This window comes from Cryobacterium sp. PH31-O1, assembly GCF_030063455.1.
GTDB lineage: Bacteria > Actinomycetota > Actinomycetes > Actinomycetales > Microbacteriaceae > Cryobacterium.
In genome coordinates this window covers 623,881-641,718 of sequence record NZ_JASITB010000001.1, presented here as the reverse complement: position 1 = coordinate 641,718, position 17,838 = coordinate 623,881, and the positions used below count along the sequence as shown (strand labels likewise).

At 66.6% G+C, this 17,838-nt stretch carries 11 protein-coding genes; 8 read left to right on the top strand and 3 right to left on the bottom strand.

The genetic code is table 11. The annotated features are described in order from the left end of the window. Positions 1-44 precede the first annotated feature (44 nt). Entirely contained in the window at positions 45-2,372 is a 2,328-nt protein-coding gene (gene glgB, locus QMK31_RS03060) for a 1,4-alpha-glucan branching protein GlgB (RefSeq protein ID WP_283499455.1), read from the bottom strand. Continuing rightward, positions 2,369-4,459: an alpha-1,4-glucan--maltose-1-phosphate maltosyltransferase gene (locus tag QMK31_RS03055; RefSeq protein ID WP_502852323.1), complete on the bottom strand. Its 2,091-nt coding sequence runs from the start codon at positions 4,457-4,459 to the stop codon at positions 2,369-2,371. The genes glgB and QMK31_RS03055 overlap by 4 nt, the downstream gene beginning before the upstream one ends. Before the next feature lie 114 nt (positions 4,460-4,573). On the opposite strand from QMK31_RS03055, the gene glgP reads away from it, so the two are divergent. Beyond that, positions 4,574-7,141, top strand: coding sequence for an alpha-glucan family phosphorylase (gene glgP / locus QMK31_RS03050; RefSeq protein ID WP_283499454.1), 2,568 nt, complete (start codon positions 4,574-4,576; stop codon positions 7,139-7,141). 9 nt (positions 7,142-7,150) lie between these two features. Here glgP and glgX read toward each other — a convergent pair whose 3' ends face one another. Further along, positions 7,151-9,235, bottom strand: a complete 2,085-nt coding sequence (gene glgX / locus QMK31_RS03045; RefSeq protein WP_283499453.1) for a glycogen debranching protein GlgX — start codon at positions 9,233-9,235, stop codon at positions 7,151-7,153. 69 nt (positions 9,236-9,304) lie between these two features. On the opposite strand from glgX, the gene QMK31_RS03040 reads away from it, so the two are divergent. The 7 genes from QMK31_RS03040 to QMK31_RS03010 all read left to right on the top strand — a co-directional run bounded on the left by QMK31_RS03040 (position 9,305) and on the right by QMK31_RS03010 (position 17,838). Further along, positions 9,305-10,516, top strand: coding sequence for a cysteine desulfurase family protein (locus tag QMK31_RS03040; protein WP_283499452.1), 1,212 nt, complete (start codon positions 9,305-9,307; stop codon positions 10,514-10,516). Positions 10,517-10,571: 55 nt separating this feature from the next. Then, complete coding sequence (gene mnmA / locus QMK31_RS03035; RefSeq protein WP_283499451.1) at positions 10,572-11,738, top strand: tRNA 2-thiouridine(34) synthase MnmA; 1,167 nt, start codon at positions 10,572-10,574, stop codon at positions 11,736-11,738. Further along, complete coding sequence (ligA, locus tag QMK31_RS03030) at positions 11,731-14,016, top strand: NAD-dependent DNA ligase LigA (RefSeq protein ID WP_283499450.1); 2,286 nt, start codon at positions 11,731-11,733, stop codon at positions 14,014-14,016. The genes mnmA and ligA overlap by 8 nt, the downstream gene beginning before the upstream one ends. A gap of 200 nt (positions 14,017-14,216) precedes the next feature. Beyond that, a complete protein-coding gene (gene gatC, locus QMK31_RS03025; protein WP_283499449.1) occupies positions 14,217-14,513 on the top strand; it encodes an Asp-tRNA(Asn)/Glu-tRNA(Gln) amidotransferase subunit GatC in 297 nt (98 codons plus the stop codon). Between the two features lie 2 nt (positions 14,514-14,515). Next, a complete protein-coding gene (gene gatA, locus QMK31_RS03020; RefSeq protein ID WP_283499448.1) occupies positions 14,516-16,063 on the top strand; it encodes an Asp-tRNA(Asn)/Glu-tRNA(Gln) amidotransferase subunit GatA in 1,548 nt (515 codons plus the stop codon). Then, the gene (gene gatB / locus QMK31_RS03015; protein WP_283499447.1) at positions 16,063-17,568 is read left to right on the top strand and encodes an Asp-tRNA(Asn)/Glu-tRNA(Gln) amidotransferase subunit GatB; all 1,506 of its coding nucleotides are present in this window, start codon (positions 16,063-16,065) and stop codon (positions 17,566-17,568) included. Before gatA ends, gatB begins: the two co-directional genes overlap by 1 nt. A 3-nt stretch (positions 17,569-17,571) precedes the next feature. Further along, positions 17,572-17,838, top strand: coding sequence for a hypothetical protein (locus tag QMK31_RS03010; protein WP_283499446.1), 267 nt, complete (start codon positions 17,572-17,574; stop codon positions 17,836-17,838).

The window sequence follows — 17,838 nt, the reverse complement described above, 5'->3', positions numbered from 1 at the left end:
CGGCAGGACTGTTTGGTAGCGGGGCTCTTTGGCTGCGGAGCGGCCTAGCGGCGCAGGCGCAACCAGAGGCCAGCTAACGGGGGCAGGGTCAGGGTTGCGGAGGCGGGGCGACCAGCCCAGGGCTCGTTGCAGGCCTCAACGGCTCCTTGGTTTCCCACTCCGGAGCCGCCGAAGTCGTCGGCATCCGTGTTGAGGATCTCCTCCCACTGCCCGGCGAACGGCAGGCCGACCCGGTAGTCGGTGTGCGGCTGCCCGGCGAAGTTGAAGAAACACGCGACGGGAACGCCGTGGTTGTCCCAGCGCAGAAATGACACGACGTTCTGGCTCGCGGCCCCGCCGTCGAGCAGTTCGAAGCCGCCCGGGTCGTTGTCGCGGCTCCACAGGCTCGCGTTGTCCCGGTACACCGAGTTGAGTTGGCCGACGAGGTTGAACAAGCCGCGGTGGGCGGGCTGATCGAGCATCCACCAATCCAGGCCGCGTTCCTCGCTCCACTCCGAGCGCTGCCCGAACTCGCTGCCCATGAACAAGAGCTGCTTGCCGGGGTGCGCCCACATAAAAGCGAGGTAGGCGCGCACATTGGCCAGCTGCTGCCAGGAGTCGCCTGGCATCTTCGAGACCAGGGAGCCCTTGCCGTGCACAACCTCGTCGTGGCTGATCGGCAGCAGGAAATTCTCACTGAAGGCATAAATGAACGAGAATGTGATGTCGTTGTGATGGTACGACCGATACATGGGGTCGACCTGCATGTACTCGAGTGAGTCGTGCATCCAGCCCATATTCCACTTGAACCCGAACCCGAGTCCGCCGCCGCTGGTCGGCGCTGTCACCCCGCCCCAATTGGTGGATTCCTCGGCGATCATGATCGTGCCGGGATTGCGCTTGTACGCGGTCGCGGTGATCTCCTGCAGCAGGCTGATCGCCTCGAGGTTCTCGTTGCCGCCGTACTTATTCGGCTCCCACTGGCCGTCCTCGCGTGAGTAGTCCAGGTAGAGCATCGACGCGACGGCGTCGACGCGGAGGGCATCGATGTGGAACTCTTCGAGCCAGTACAGCGCGTTGGCAACGAGGAAGTTGCGCACCTGCATCTGGCCGAAGTCGAAGATGTAGGTGCCCCAGTCCATCTGCTCACCCCGGCGAGGATCAGGGTGCTCGTAAAGGGCCTGGCCGTCGAAGCGGGCCAGGGCAAAGTCGTCCTTGGGAAAGTGGCCGGGCACCCAGTCCATGATCACGCCGATGCCAGCCTGGTGCAGCCGGTCGATCAGGTAGCGCAGGTCGTCGGGGGAGCCGAACCGGCTGGTCGGCGCGTAGTAGCCGCTCACCTGGTAACCCCAGGAACCGCCAAATGGATGCTCCGCGAGGGGCATGAATTCCACGTGCGTGAAACTCAGTTCCTGGAGGTAACCGACGAGTTCGTCGGCGAGGTCGTGGTACCCGAGGCCGGGGCGCCAAGAGCCGACGTGCATTTCGTAGACGCTCATCGCCTGGTTGTGCGGATCGTTGGCCGCGCGGTTGGCCAGCCACGCGGCATCCGCCCACTCGTAGTGCGACGCGGTGACAACCGATGCGGTCAGTGGCGGCACCTCGGCCAGTCGGGCGATCGGGTCGGCTTTCTCGACCCAGGCGCCGGACTGCGTGAGCAGCTGGAACTTGTATCTGGTGCCGAGCTCGAGGCCCGGGACGAACAGCTCCCAAACGCCGGTGCTGCCCATATTGCGCATGGCGTGGGTGGTGCCGTTCCAACCATTGAAATCGCCGATCACGCGCACGGCGCGGGCGTGCGGCGCCCAGACCGCGAAGGAGGTGCCGATCGAGGCGGCTGTGACGCCCTGGTGCTCGCGGTGGTGGGCCCCCAGAACGTCCCAGAGGCGCTCGTGGCGACCTTCCCCGATCAGGTGGAGGTCCAGCTCGCCGAGCGTGGGTATGAACCGGTAGGGGTCATCGCAGATCCAGGGCTGGGCCTCCTGGTAGCTGGCTTCAATCGTGTAGTCGGTGAGGCCGAGGGTACTTTCACCCTGCCAGATGCCGTGCGCGAGGTGGGCGAGTTCCACGTGCGCCCCGTTGGACAGAATGGCGAAAACTTCGGTGGCGAGCGGCCGCAGTGCGCGGATGATCACGAGGGGGTCGGAGACGCCGGCCTGGTGGACGAGATGCTGGCCGAGAATCTCGTGCGGGTTGTAATAGCTGCCGGCGCCGACGGCCTCAAGAATGTGGTCGGGAATCGGTGCCGGCTCGGTAGCGGCAACGTGTTTCGGAGCCTTGGTGGACTGTGTCTTCTGGGACTGACCCTTCTTGCCGTCGATGTTCTTTCCCTGACCCTTCTGGTGCTTGCTCGAGTGCTTCTTTTTCTTGTCTTTTTTCTTGCCGTCGCTCATGCGCGGCCCGGATCGTGGGCGGTGACGTGCAGGATGTGCACTGGCTCGGTGAAAGCGTCGAGTCGCACGAAGTTGTCGGCCGACCAGATCCACCTGGCACCCGACACCAGGTCGTGCACGTCGAAGGCGTCACCGCGGGCAATGCCGAACCGGGTCACGTCGAGATGTACAATCGTCTGTCGCACCGAGTGCGGGTCGACGTTGGCAACGACGATGAGGGCATCGGCCTGGCCGGTGCCCGTGAAGGCAGCGTCGAGGTACTTGCTGTAGACGAGGATCGAATCGTCGTCGCTGGTGTGGATATCGAGGTTGCGCAATTGGCCCAACGCCGGGTGCTCCGCCCGAATGCGGTTCAGCAGCGTGAGGTACGGCGCGAGAGAACTACCAAGCTCCTCCGCCTTGCTCCAGTCGCGCGGCCGGTACTCGTATTTCTCGTTGTCGATGCTCTCTTCGGCGCCCGGCCGGGCAACGTTCTCGAACAAGTCGAAGCCAGCGCAGACCCCCCAGGTCGGTGCCGCCGTCGCGGCGAGCGCCGCCCGGATCTTGAACGCTGCCGGCCCACCGAACTGCAGGTATTCGGTGAGGATATCGGGGGTGTTAACGAACAGGTTCGGGCGCAGAAAATCCGGGGTGTCGGTGGCGAGGCCGTGGAAGAACTCCTCGAGTTCGGTTTTTGTGTTGCGCCAGGTGAAATAGGTGTATGACTGCTGGAAGCCGACCTTGCCGAGCGCCTGCATGAGGGCTGGCCGGGTGAACGCTTCGGCGAGGAAGACCACGTCGGGGTCGCTGGAGTTGACCTCGGTAATGAGCCATTCCCAAAAGTCGAGCGGTTTGGTGTGCGGGTTGTCCACCCGAAAAATGCGAACGCCGACGCCGATCCAGTAACGCACGAGACGCAACGCCTCGGCCCGGATGCCGGCGGGATCGTTGTCGAAATTGATCGGGTAGATGTCCTGGTATTTCTTCGGCGGGTTCTCGGCGTAGGCGATGGTGCCGTCGGGGAGGGTGGTGAACCATTCCGGATGCTCCTGCACCCATGGGTGGTCTGGCGAGGCCTGCAGTGCGAAGTCGAGGGCCACCTCGATGCCGAGCGAGGCCGCCTTCTTCAGAAAGAACGTGAAGTCGGCGACGGTGCCGAGGTCGGGGTGGATGGCGTCATGGCCGCCGTCTTTCGAGCCGATCGCCCACGGCGAGCCGGGGTCGCCCGGCGCGACCTCGAGCGAATTATTGGGACCCTTGCGGAAAGCCTGCCCGATCGGGTGGATCGGCGGCAGGTAGAGCACGTCGAATCCCATGGCCGCGACGGCGGGCAGGCGCTTGGCCGCCGTGCGGAAGGTCCCGCTCTGCCAGCTGCCGTCGGCGAGACGCATGGCACCCTCCGAGCGGGGGAAGAACTCGTACCAGGAGCCGACCCCGGCCCTGGTGCGTTCGACGATGATGGTGCGTTCGGCCGAGAGCGAGGCCAGTCCGGCGAGCGGCTGGGTCGCAATAGCCTGCCGGAGGGCGGCATCCGCTACGGCGAGCAGACGTTCGGTGGCGGACCTGCCCGTGTCGGCGAGGGTCGCCGCGGCGGCCTTGAACAGCCGGCGGGCGGCGAGCGGCCGGGCGGAGTCGGCGCCGGCCTGGCGGAACAGTGCGCCGCCGATCTCGAACATGAGCTCAACATCGATGTGCGCCGGAATCTTGATCGCGGCGTTGTGTTCCCAGGTGGCGAAGTCGTCGGCGTAGGCGCGCACCCGATAGGTCCAGCGGCCCGCAGCACCGAGCTGAGCCTCGGTGCCGTAACGGTCGGTGCCGTCGGCCTGCAGCGCCATGGGATGCCGCGTGATGCTGCCGTCGGGGGCGGTGAGCTGCAGCTCGACACCGATGAGGTCATGCCCCTCGCGAAATGCGGTCGCTGCGAACGGCACGACTTCGCCGACGAAGGCGCGGGCAGGCCAGAGATTGTCGTTCAACTGGGGCGAGAGGTCGAGAACGGGAATTCGACCAACGGATGCGCCGGCGCTGCTCGCGGCCGTGGACACGGTCGTGGGAGCGCTGGTCGATGCTGTCGGCAGGGTCGTTTTCTTCGTTACTGTCTTGGCCACACCACGACCGTAGCGTGAAAGCGTGGCAATGGCTTCCGTCTTCTGCACGGCTCGCCCAGACGCAGGAATTTGGGTGTTACATATTGGACACGTGACACCTCTAAGGTTGACCTCGTGAAGGCCATCCGCAAATTTACCGTCCGTGCCGTTCTCCCGGAGCCGCTCGCGGCCCTCGAGGAGCTTGCCGGCAATCTCCGCTGGTCGTGGCATGAGCCCACCCGGCAGCTATTCGAGCGCATTGCCCCGGATTTGTGGCGCGAGATCGGCACCGACCCGGTGGCCCTGCTCGGCGCTGTCGACCCGCGCCGCCTCGACGAGCTGGCGCGGGACCATGACTATGTCGGTGAGGTCAATGCCACCCGCGACGGACTGCGTGACTATCTCGAGCAGCCACGCTGGTACCAGGGACTCGAGGGAGAGAAACCAGCCGCGATCGCATATTTCTCACCGGAATTCGGTATCGCCGCCGCCCTGCCGCAGTATTCAGGCGGCCTCGGAATCCTCGCCGGAGACCACCTCAAGAGCGCGTCGGACCTCGGCCTGCCATTGGTCGGCGTTGGGCTGTTCTACCGTGCCGGGTACTTCAGCCAGGCCATCTCGCCCGACGGCTGGCAGATGGAAAGTTACCCGTTGCTCGACCCCGACGGGTTGCCTCTCGCCGTTCTGCGCCGTGCCGACGGCTCGGCCGTGCAGGTCTCGCTCGCGCTTCCCGACGACCGCACACTGCACGCCCGGGTCTGGCAGGCCAAGGTGGGCCGGGTGCGCCTACTGCTGCTCGACGCCGATATTCCCGAAAACTCTGACGACCTGCGCCTGGTCACCGACCGTCTCTACGGCGGCGGCGGCGAGCACCGACTGCTGCAGGAACTGCTGCTGGGCATCGGCGGTGCACGCGCCGTGAGGCTGTGGAGCTCGCTGCACGGTCTGCCGGAGCCCGAGGTCTTCCACACCAATGAGGGCCACGCCGGATTTCTCGGTCTCGAGCGCATCTCCAGCTTGATCGGTGAGGGCCTGAGCTTTCAGGAAGCCCTCCAGGTGGCGCGTGCCGGTACCGTTTTCACCACCCACACCCCGGTCGCCGCCGGTATCGATCGATTCGAGCGTTCCCTCGTACGCCGCTATTTCTGCACGGACCTGCTGCCAGGCGTCGACGTGGATGACCTGCTCGCGCTCGGTGCGGAAAGTTACGCCGGCGGCTCTTCCGAGGTGTTCAACATGGCCATCATGGGGTTGCGCCTCGGCCAGCACGCCAACGGCGTGTCTACCCTGCACGGCGAAGTCAGCCGTCGCATGTTCAACGGCCTCTGGCCGGGTTTTGATTCAGCGGATGTGCCGATCACGTCGATCACCAATGGTGTGCACGCCCAGAGCTGGACCGACCCGGCGCTCAAGAGCCTGGCGCAGGCTCAGCTCGGAACGAGCGATACCTCGATCGCCGACTGGGCCTCGAGTGAGGTGTCCGATCAGGACCTGTGGTCGGTGCGCGGACAGATGCGCCTGCAGTTCGTCGAGGATGCCCGCCGCCGGCTGCTGGGCGCCTGGCGCGACCAGAACCCGGGGAGCATCCCACCGGCCTGGATCAGCGGAGTCTTCGACCCGAACGTGCTGACCATCGGCTTCGCCCGCCGCGTACCGACATATAAGCGCCTCACCCTGATGCTGCACGATCCGGAACGCCTGCGTGCCCTTCTGCTGCACCCGGAACATCCCATTCAAATCGTCATAGCCGGCAAGTCGCACCCCGCCGACGAGGAAGGAAAGCGGCTGATCCAGAAGATTGTGCAGTTCGCCGCCGACCCGGCCCTGCGCACCCGCATCGCCTTCCTGCCCGATTACAACATCGCGATGGCCCAGCTGATGTATCCGGGAACGGATGTCTGGCTCAACAATCCGCTGCGCCCGCTCGAAGCCTGCGGTACCAGCGGCATGAAGGCCGCTCTCAACGGCGCGCTGAACCTGTCGATCCTCGACGGCTGGTGGCCGGAATACTACGACGGCAAGAACGGCTGGGCCATTCCGTCGGCCGATTCCGCCGGCGACCCCGCCGAACGCGACCGGCTCGAGGCCGAGGCGCTCTACGACCTGATCGAACACCAGGTGGCACCGACCTTCTACGAACGCAACGCCGACGACGTTCCGGAGCGCTGGGTGTCCAACATCCGTCACACCCTGTCGACCCTGTCGCCGCAACTGTCCGCGGACCGCATGGTGAGCGAGTACGTGCAACGCCTGTACCGCCCGGCCGGGCACTACGAAGGGCTCATGTCGGCCAACAACTACCGTGCTGCCCGCGAACTGGCAGCGTGGAAGGGCCGCATCGTCTCGGCCTGGCCGCAGGTCGCGGTGACCCACGTCGAATCCGGCGGTGTCTCGTCGGTACCCGAAGTTGGTGATGACCTGCACCTGCGCGCACACGTGCAGTTGGGCGGCCTGGCACCCGCGGACGTGACCGTCGAAGTCGTCTACGGCAAGAGCCTCGGCACTGACGAACTGCGCGATGTCGCCATTCAGGCACTCGAACCGGCACCGGCGGAGGAAGTCCCGGCCGGCGGGGCCACCTTGTTCACGGGAACGGTCGAACTCGACCGGGCCGGAGCCTTCGGGTACACCGTGCGGGTCGTGCCCAGAAACGACCTGCTGATCAGCCCGGCCGAAATGGGCCTGGTCGCCCTGGCAAACTAGCCCGCGCGCCTAGCTAGCCGGGCTAGGCGTGCTGCGCGGCACGAACGCGCCGTGCGCGCGCATGAGTTGCATTGAAGCGCCAGGCACGAACAGGCGAGTGTCGGGCGCGTGTTCGATGACAGAGTCGCGCAGGTCGTCGTGACTGGAATCCCAGAGCAGCGTGTAGGCATCCACTCCCTCATGCGTGGGCAGGGTGACCGTCTCATCCTGCTCCCTGGCATTGATCACCAGCAGAATGCGATTGAAGGCTTCGTGCTCGGGGGTGGACGCCGCCATGTACTGCAGGGTGCGTTCGGTTGGTGAGTTCCAGGCGTCGCCGGAGAGTGCCTCGCCGGCAATGTTGTACCAGTCCAGCTGGCTGGCACTGGGCGTGGTCTCACCAAACCGCCCGAAGTGCACCGGTCGCAACGCCGGGTTCTCGCGGCGCAACTGCAGCAGCCGGCGGGTGACCCGGTGCAGGTCACGCTGCCAGTCGTCGAAGTCCCAGTTGAGCCAGGTCAGCTCGCTGTCCTGGCAGTAGGCATTGTTGTTGCCGCGTTGGCTGCGCCCGAACTCATCGCCGGCAGTGAGCATGGGGATTCCGGCTGAAAGGAGCAGGGTGCCGAGCAGGTTACGCATGGCCTTGCGCCGCGTCGCCAGAATGGCCACGTCGCGCGTCGGCCCCTCGGCCCCGTGGTTGTATGAGCTGTTGTTGTCGGTGCCGTCCCGATTCGACTCGCCGTTACCCAGGTTGTGCTTCACGTCGTACGCGGTCAGGTCGGCGAGGGTGAACCCGTCGTGCGCGGTGATGAAATTGAGCGAGGCCAGAGGTCCGCGAGCCTCGGAGAAGGTGTTCGACGACCCCGCGACACGGGTCGCGAACCGGCCGATACCGCTGCCGGCCGAGCCGGTCAGGCGCAGACTCTTCATATCGGACAGCCAGAAGTCCCGCATGCGGTCGCGGTAGCGGTCGTTCCACTCGGTCCAGCCGGGAGGAAAATTGCCGGTCTGCCAGCCGCCCTGGCCGACATCCCACGGTTCAGCGATCAGCTTCACGCCGGCCAGCTCCGGATCGTCGCGAATCGCGGTGAGCAGCGGATGCTCCCGGTCGTAGACGACTCCGGCGTCCCGGCCGAGCGTCGCGGCCAGGTCGAAGCGGAACCCGTCGATCTGCAGGTCGTTGGCCCAGTAACGCAGCGAATCGAGCACCAGCCGTTTCGGCACGTCGTGGCTGAAATTGACCGTATTGCCGCAACCGGTCACGTCGATGTAGGCGCCGGACTCGTCCTGCCTGTAGTAGGCAGCGTTGTCGATGCCGCGCAAGCTGGTGACCGGGCCGTTGCGGCCCTCCTCGGCGGTGTGGTTGTAGACGACGTCGAGGATGACCTCGAGCCCGGCCTCGTGCAGCAGCTTGACCATGCCCTTGAACTCGCGCAGCACGGCTGCAGGCCCGGCGGACTGTGCCGCCTGGGTGGCGTAGTCCGCATGCGGGGAGAAGAAATTGAGGGTGTTATAGCCCCAATAGTTGATCAGGCCCTGTTTGATCAGACGCTGCTCCGACACGAATGCCTGCACCGGCAGCAGCTCGACCGCGGTCACGCCAAGGTCCTTTAGGTAAGCGATGGTCGATTCGTGGGCAAGCCCGGCGTAGGTTCCGCGCAGCGCGGCCGGCACGAGAGGGTTTAGCCGGCTGATTCCGCGCACGTGCGCCTCGTAAACCACGGTGTGGTCGAGGGCCGTTGCCGGTTTTTCGGTGCCGTTCCAGTCGAAATAGTCGTCGACGACCGAGGACTGCCAGAGCCCGGCTCCCACCCGAACCAGGCCACGAGAATAGGGTTCGATCAGCGTTTTCTCCGGGTGGAACGAGTTCTTCGGGCCGGCCGGACCCGACACTCGGATGCCGTAACGGCGGTCAGGGGAGAGGGTGCGCGATTTGCCGGACCAGACGCCGTGCACGTCCATGGTCATCGGCACACTCTTGATGATCCAGTTCGGGTCGGTGTCGTCGAACAGGCACAACTCCATGGCGTCGGCGTGCTCGGCCCAGACACGGAGTTCGCCACCGGCGCTGGTCAATCGCACACCGAGGTTGCGCAGGGGGTCGGTGGAACTCATGGGTTCAAGAGTAATCAGTGCGGGGGAGGGTGACGACCACCGGCATCCGCTCGACGGTAAAATAGGCGCATGGTTGTCTATTTGGACCATGCGGCGACCACGCCCATGCTTCCCGCCGCTATTGCCGCCTATGCCGAAGCGATGGGCGTCGTCGGTAACCCCGCCTCGGTGCACAGCCAGGGCCAGAACGCGAAACGGATGCTCGAAGAGTCGCGCGAAATCGTGGCAGCGAGCCTTAACTGCGACCCGATTGAGGTGGTCTTCACCGGCAGCGGCACCGAAGCCATCAATCTGGGCATCAAGGGCCTGTACTGGGCGCGCGCCCCGCGAAGGCGCATCCTGGTGCCCGGCGGTGAACACCACGCGACCCTCGATACCGTCGAGTGGCTCGCCCAGCACGACGGCGCGGTCGTTGAATGGATCCCGCTCGACGACCAGGGGCACATCGACCTCACCGCGCTCTCGGCTGCCATCGCGCGTGACCCCCGCGATGTGGCGCTGGTGAGCGTGATTATGGCCAACAACGAGGTCGGCACGATCGAGCCCGTCGCGGAGGTGGCGGCGCTCGCCGCGGTGCACGGTATTCCGGTGCACGTCGACGCCGTCGCGGCGTATGGCTATATTCCGGTGGACTTTCGTACGCTCGCCGCCGCCGGAGTGTCGGCGCTGAGCGTTTCGGCGCACAAGGTCGGTGGCCCGGTCGGCATCGGCGCCCTGGTGCTCGGCCGCGCCACGAAGGTCGAACCGCTCATCCACGGCGGTGGGCAACAGCGCAAGGTGCGCAGCGGAACCCAGGATGTCGCGGCGGCGGTCTCGTTCGCGGTGGCGGCATCCGCTATCACCAGTGAACAGCGGGTGGCTCAATCGTCGGCGGCTGCGGGCGGCCGTGAAGCCGCGCGCCTGGCCGCGCTGCGCGACCGGGTGATCGGCGGGGTGGCCCGGCTGGCTCCCGGTGCGGTGCTGAACGGCGACCCGACCAACCGGCTGCCCGGAAACGCCCACTTCAGCTTTGCCGGCTGCGAGGGTGACTCGCTGCTGTTCCTGCTCGACGCGGTCGGGGTATCGGTGTCGACCGGGTCGGCTTGCCAGGCCGGGGTGCCGGAACCCTCGCACGTGCTGCGGGCCATGGGGCGCAGCGAGGCCGAGTCCCGCGGCGCCCTGCGCATCACGCTCGGCCACTCGTCGACCGACGCCGACGTCGACGCGCTGCTCGCTGCCCTGCCGGCCGCGCACGCACAGGCGCTCGCCGCCGGCATGGCCGATCGGGTGCCAGGGCACTGATCCCTCCATTCGTCGTGGCGTTGGCTCCGACGGGCACTCCGCGTACACTCGATGGGTGAAGGTTTTAGCAGCAATGAGTGGCGGTGTTGATTCCGCCGTCGCAGCCGCGCGTGCGGTCGAAGCTGGACACGAGGTGGTCGGCGTGCATCTAGCACTGAGCCGCATGCCGGGCACGCTGCGCACCGGCAGCCGCGGCTGCTGTACCGTCGAAGACTCGATGGACGCCCAGCGAGCCGCGAACATCATGGGCATTCCCTACTATGTCTGGGACTTCTCCGAACGTTTCAAGCTCGACGTCGTCGACGACTTCATCGCCGAATACGCGGCCGGTCGCACCCCGAACCCGTGCATGCGCTGCAACGAGAAGATCAAGTTCGCCGCCCTGCTCGAAAAGGCCATGGCCCTCGGCTTCGACGCCGTTTGCACCGGCCACTACGCGAGCATTCTGACGGATGCCGACGGCAACAAGCAGCTGCACCGCGCGGCCGCCTGGGCCAAGGACCAGTCCTACGTGCTGGGCGTGCTCACCGCCGACCAGATCAACCACTCCATGTTTCCGCTCGGTGCGACGCCGACCAAGGCCGAGGTGCGAGCCGAAGCCGCCGAACGCGGCTTCTCGGTGGCGAACAAGCCGGACTCCTACGACATTTGCTTCATTCCAGACGGCGACACCAAGGGCTGGCTCGGCGAACGTGTCGCCCCCGTGACCGGCGACATCCTCGACCGGGAGGGCAACACCCTCGGCCAGCACGACGGCGCCGTCGCGTTCACCGTCGGCCAGCGCAAGGGGCTGTCGATTGGCACCCCGGCCGCCGACGGCAAGCCGCGGTTCGTGCTCGAGGTGCGCCCGATCACCAACACGGTCGTCGTAGGTCCGAAGGAGGCGCTCGCCATCAAGGAGATCGCCGGAAACAAGTACACCTGGGCCGGGCTCGCGCCCGAACATCCCGAGGTGGAATTCGCCTGCCACGTGCAGATTCGCGCCCACGCCGACCCGGTTCCGGCCGTCGCCCAGGTGGTGAACGGCATTGATGGCACCCTCGAACTGCGCATCATTCCGAGCGAGCCACTCGCCGGCGTCGCCCCCGGGCAGACCGCCGTCGTCTACGTCGGTACCCGGGTGCTCGGCCAGTGCACCATCGACCGCACGGTCAGTGCGGTCCCCGTTCTTTCTGCTTCGTCAAGTACCGCTTCGGCCAGTCCCGTCCCGGTCGATGCCTGAGTCCGTCGCCGACACCACCCCGGCGAGCCTCGCCGCCGCGGCCGCCGAGGCCGCCGACCTCACCAGCCGCGTGATCGCGGCCCGCGACGCCTATTATGGTCGCAATGCGCCTGTAATCTCCGACGGCGACTACGACCAGCTCGTGGCGCGTCTGGGCGAACTTGAGCGCCTGCACCCGGAACTGCAAAGCCAGGACAGCCCCACCCAAACGGTGGGTGGCCGTGCCGAGGTCACCCTGTTCGACCCGGTCACCCACGCCGAACGCATGCTCAGTCTCGACAACGTCTTCTCCCTCGAAGAATTTGAGGTGTGGGCGGGTAAAGCCGCCGAGAACTCCGGCCGCGCCGTGCACTACCTGTGCGAACTCAAGATCGACGGCCTTGCCATTAACCTGCGCTACATCAACGGAGTGCTCGTCTCGGCGGCTACCCGCGGCGACGGCGTGGTCGGCGAAGACGTCACAGAGAACATCGCGCTGGTCCCGGGCATCCCGTCCCACCTGGCTGGCACCGGGCATCCATCGCTGATGGAGGTGCGCGGCGAGGTATTCTTCCCCACCGCCGGCTTTGACGAACTGAACGCTGCCCAGTCTGCCGCCGGCGAGCGCGTGTTCGCCAACGCCCGCAACGCGGCGGCCGGGTCGCTGCGCCAGAAGGCAGCCGGAAAGAACGCCGACCAGCTTCGCCTCATGAAAGCCCGCCTGGGCCGGCTGCGCATGCTGGTGCACGGCATTGGTGCCTGGGAAAACCCCCCGGTAGAGACGCAGTCCGAGGTCTATGGCCTACTGAGCAGCTGGGGTCTGCCCACCAGCGACTATTTTCGGGTGGTGTCCACGGTTGTCGAGGCTGCGGAGTTCATCGAGTACTACGGGGCGCACCGCGGCAGCGTCGTGCACGAGCTCGACGGCATCGTGATCAAGATCGACGAACTCGCGCTGCACGCCGAACTCGGCGCCACCAACCGGGCACCGCGCTGGGCGATCGCCTACAAGTACCCGCCAGAGCAGGTCAATACGAAACTGCTCGACATCGTCGTGAGTGTTGGCCGCACCGGCCGCGCCACCCCGTTCGCGGTCATGCAGAAGGTGCTCGTGGCCGGCAGCGAGGTGCGCCAGGCCACCCTGCATAACCAGGAGGTGGTCAAGGCCAAGGGCGTGCTGATTGGCGACACGATCGTGCTGCGCAAGGCCGGCGACGTCATTCCCGAAGTGCTCGGCCCGGTCGTCGAGCTGCGCGACGGCACCGAACGCGAATTTGTCATGCCGCAGAACTGCCCGGAATGCGGCACCCCGCTGGCCCCGGCTAAAGAGGGCGACATCGACCTGCGCTGCCCGAATGCGCGCAGCTGTCCCGCGCAGGTGCGCGGCCGGGTCGAACACATCGGCAGCCGTGGCGGCCTCGACATCGAGGTGCTCGGCGAGGTCGCGGCCTCCGCGCTCACCCAGCCGACCGTGCCGGCCTACCCGCCGCTGCCGACCGAGGCCGCCCTGTTCGACCTCGAACTGGCCGACCTGCTGCCCATTCAGGTGATCGTGCGCGACGCCGAAACCGGGCTGCCCAAAGAAGACGACGACGGGGTCGCGAAAATTCGTATGCCCTTCAGTCGCAACCCGAACCCTGCCGAGAAGAAAGCCGGCCTGACCGGACCGCAGGCGTCCTCGAGCGCGCTGAAGCTGCTCGCCGAAATCGAAAAGGCCAAGACCAAGCCGCTGTGGCGCATCCTGGTCTCGCTCAATATCCGTCACGTCGGCCCGGTCGCCGCCCGCGCGCTGGCGAACCATTTCGGCTCACTCGAGGCAATTCGGGCGGCCACCCGTGAGGAACTCGCCGAGGTTGACGGCGTCGGCGGCATCATCGCCGACGCCGTGCTCGGCTGGTTCCTGGTGGACTGGCACGTCGAAATCGTCACCCAGTGGGCCGCGGCCGGCGTGCAGTTCGCCACGCCGGGCCATCCAGGGCCTGGCGCGGCCGAGACCGCCGGGGGAGTGCTGGCGGGATTGACCGTCGTGGCGACCGGCTCGCTCGAGGGCTTCACCAGGGAGGGTGCCCAGGAGGCGATCATCGCCGCCGGCGGCAAGAACGCGTCGAGCGTGTCGAAGAACACCGACTTTGTCGCTGCCGGGCCTGGCGCCGGATCCAAGCTCGGCAAGGCAGAGACGCTCGGAATCCGCATTCTCGACGCCGATGAGTTTCGCGTTCTGCTGGCCGAGGGTCCGGCCGGGCTGCCGCCCGCCCCGGAGGTCGCCCCGCCAGCCCCGGAGGTCGCCCCGCCAGCCTGACGGGCAACGCCATTTGATGCCGCGCAGGTGCCGCGCGACAGGGCACGGGAGCTGTGGCCGGGCCGGGACTCCAACGCACTGGTGCCGGTGCCGCGCAGCTGGCCGCCCGAAACGTCTGATGCGTTGCGAGCTGGGCGCGAAAGGGGTGTCAGCGGCGTTCCAATAGAATTGGGTCATCATCACAATGCGTTTGGAGTTCCATGTCTGAAATCACGGCCGAGCAGGTTGCCCATTTGGCCTACCTTGCCCGGATCGACCTCAGCCCCCTCGAGATCACCAATCTCACCCACGATCTCGGCCAGATCGTCGACTCGATCGCCAAAGTCTCCGAGGTAGCCACCGCCGACACCCCGGCCACGAGCCACCCGATGCCGCTGACCAACGTGTTCCGTGACGACGTCGTCGTACCGTCGCTGACGGTTGAGCAGGCCCTCTCCGGTGCCCCCGACCGGGCCGGCGATAAGTTCCGCGTGCCCGCCATTCTGGACGAGGAGTAACCATGACCTATCTCACCAAGCTCTCCGCCGCCGCACTGCGCGACCTGCTGATCAGCCAGGAGGTCAGCGCCGTCGAAGTGACGCGCGCCCACCTCGACCACATTTCTGCCGTCGACACCGACCTGCACGCCTTTCTGCACGTCGCCGGCGACGACGCCCTCGCTACCGCAGCACAGATCGACGAGCGCCGCGCCGCCGGCGAAACGCTGAACCCGCTCGCCGGTGTTCCGATCGCGATCAAAGATGTGCTGGCCACCCAGGACATGCCCACCACCGCCGGTTCGAGAATTCTCGAGGGCTGGGTGCCGCCGTACGACGCGACCGTCGTCGCCCGCCTGCGCGCGGCCGGCCTCGTGCCGCTCGGCAAGACCAACATGGACGAATTCGCCATGGGCTCCTCCACCGAACACTCCGCCTACGGCGTCACCCGCAACCCCTGGGACCGCGACCGCATTCCCGGTGGCTCGGGCGGCGGCTCGGCTGCGGCCGTCGCCTCCTTCCAGGCGCCGCTCGCCCTCGGCAGCGACACCGGCGGATCCATCCGCCAGCCAGCCGCCGTCACCGGCTCGGTCGGCGTTAAACCCACCTACGGCGGGGTCTCCCGCTACGGCGCGATCGCCCTCGCGTCGAGCCTGGATCAGGTCGGCCCGGTCTCCCGCACGGTCTACGACGCCGCGCTGCTGCACGACGTCATCGGCGGACACGACCCGCTCGACTCCACCTCATTGACCGAGCCCTGGCCGTCCATGGCCGCCGCCGCCCAGGCCGGGCTCAAGGACGGCGCCCTCAAGGGCGTGCGAGTGGGCGTCATCAAGGAACTCTCCGGCGACGGATTCCAGGCCGGCGTCACCCAGCGCTTCAACGAGACCCTCGCCCTGCTCGTCGGGGCCGGCGCCGAGATCACCGAGGTCTCCGCCCCGAACTTCGAGTATGCCGTCGCGGCTTACTACCTCATTTTACCGGCCGAAGCGTCGAGTAACCTGGCCCGCTTTGACTCGGTGCGTTTCGGCATCCGAGTCAACCCGGAATCCGGCTCGCTCACCAGCGAGCACGTGATGAGTGCCACCCGCGAGGCCGGTTTCGGCCCCGAGGTCAAACGCCGCATCATTCTCGGCACCTACGCCCTGAGCGCCGGTTACTACGACGCCTACTACGGCAGCGCACAGAAGGTGCGCACGCTCATTCAGCGCGACTTCGCCTCCGCGTTCAGTCAGGTCGACGTGCTCGTCTCGCCGAGCGCCCCGACCACCGCATTCAAGTTCGGTGAGAAGCTCGACGACCCGATGGCCATGTACATCAACGACGTCACGACCATCCCGGCCAACCTCGCCGGAGTGCCCGGCATGAGTATCCCGATCGGGCTGGCGCCCGAAGACGGCCTGCCGGTCGGCCTGCAGATCATGGCACCCGCAAGAGCGGATGCCCGCCTCTACACCGTCGGCGCCGCCATCGAGCAGCTGCTCGAAGCGAGCTGGGGGCACACCATGCTCAGCCAGGCTCCAGCCCTGACCCCGACCGAAATGTTCGCCAGCGAAGAGGGAGCCGTCTGATGCCTAAGGCTGAATTGATGGACTACGACAAAGCACTCGAACTGTTCGAACCGGTGCTCGGCTTCGAGGTGCACGTCGAATTGAACACCAAGACCAAGATGTTCTGCGGCTGTGCCAACGAGTTCGGCTCCGGCGCCAACACCAACACCTGTCCCACCTGCCTCGGCCTGCCCGGCGGTCTGCCGCAGATCAACAAGAAGGCGCTCGAGTCCAGCATCCGCCTGGGGCTGGCCCTCGGTTGTGAGATCGCGGAACATTCGCGGTTCGCCCGCAAGAACTACTTCTACCCCGACACGGCGAAGAACTTTCAGACCAGTCAGTACGACGACCCGATCTGCCACGACGGTTCGATCACGATCGAACTTGAAAGCGGCCGCCTGGTCACCGTCGAGATCGAACGCGCCCACATGGAAGACGACGCCGGCAAGCTCACCCACATGGGCGGCGCCACCGGACGCATCCAGGGCGCCGATTACTCACTCGTCGACTACAACCGCGGCGGCGTGCCGCTGGTCGAGATCGTCACCCAGATGATCGAGGGCGCCGAACACGATGCCCCCGAGATCGGCAAAACGTACGTCGCGGCGATTCGGGAGATCGCCAAGGCGCTCGGTGTCTCCAACGCCCGCATGGAAGAGGGCAACGTGCGCTGCGACGCCAACGTCTCGCTGCGCCCGCGCGGTTCGAACGTGCTCGGCACCCGCACCGAGACCAAGAACGTGAACTCGCTGCGAAGCGTTGAGCGTGCGGTGCGCTATGAGATCCAACGCCAGGCGGCCGTGCTGCACTCCGGCGGCACCATCACGCAGGAGACCCGGCACTGGCACGAAGACACCGGCATCACGAGCGCCGGACGGCCCAAGAGCGACGCCGACGACTACCGCTACTTTCCCGAGCCCGACCTGCTGCCGATGGCGCCGTCGCGTGAATGGGTCGAAGAATTGCGCCTGACCCTGCCCGAGCCGCCCGCGGCACGTCGCAAGCGCCTGCAGGCGGCCTGGGGGTTTGTGAACCTCGAGTTTCAGGACGTCGTCAACTCCGACCTGCTCGACGCGGTCGAAGCGACCGTCGCCGCCGGGGCATCCGCCCAGGCCGCACGCAAATGGTGGACTGGAGAAATTGCCCGACTCGCAAACGTGGCCGGAGTCGCCGGCGATTCGCTCGTGACACCGGTACAGTTAGCCGCACTGATCGGACTGGTCGAGGCCGGAACCCTCACCGACCGCCTGGCCCGCCAGGTGCTCGAGGGCGTCATCGCCGGCGAGGGCACGCCCGCCGAGGTCGTTGAAAGCCGCGGCCTCGCCGTGGTCTCCGACGACGGGGCGCTTATCACTGCCATCGACGCCGCGCTGCTCGGCCAGCCCGACGTGCTCGCCAAGATCCGTGACGGCAAAGTACAGGCTGCCGGAGCGGTCATTGGCGCGGTCATGAAGGCCATGCGCGGTCAAGCGGATGCCGCACGCGTGCGTGAACTCGTGCTCGAACGCGCCGCCACGATCGAGTAGAGCATGAGCAGCTCAGCCTTCGGTGTGGGCGTGCAGGTCGTCGTTCACCTCGACCGCACCCGCTTTCCCGACTCCCTCATCGACGACCCGGTCGGCGTCATCGTCGCGCCGGGGGAGTCGGAGGGAGCCGGCCTCTACGCGCCGACCGTGGTGCGGGAGAAGTTCTGGGTCGTACGCTTCGAGGAGCCCTTTGTCGGCCTCGATGGCTCCGGACCGCACGATTCAGCTCGGATCCCAGAGAGCTTCCTGGAAGCAGCTCCGGAGGCGTGA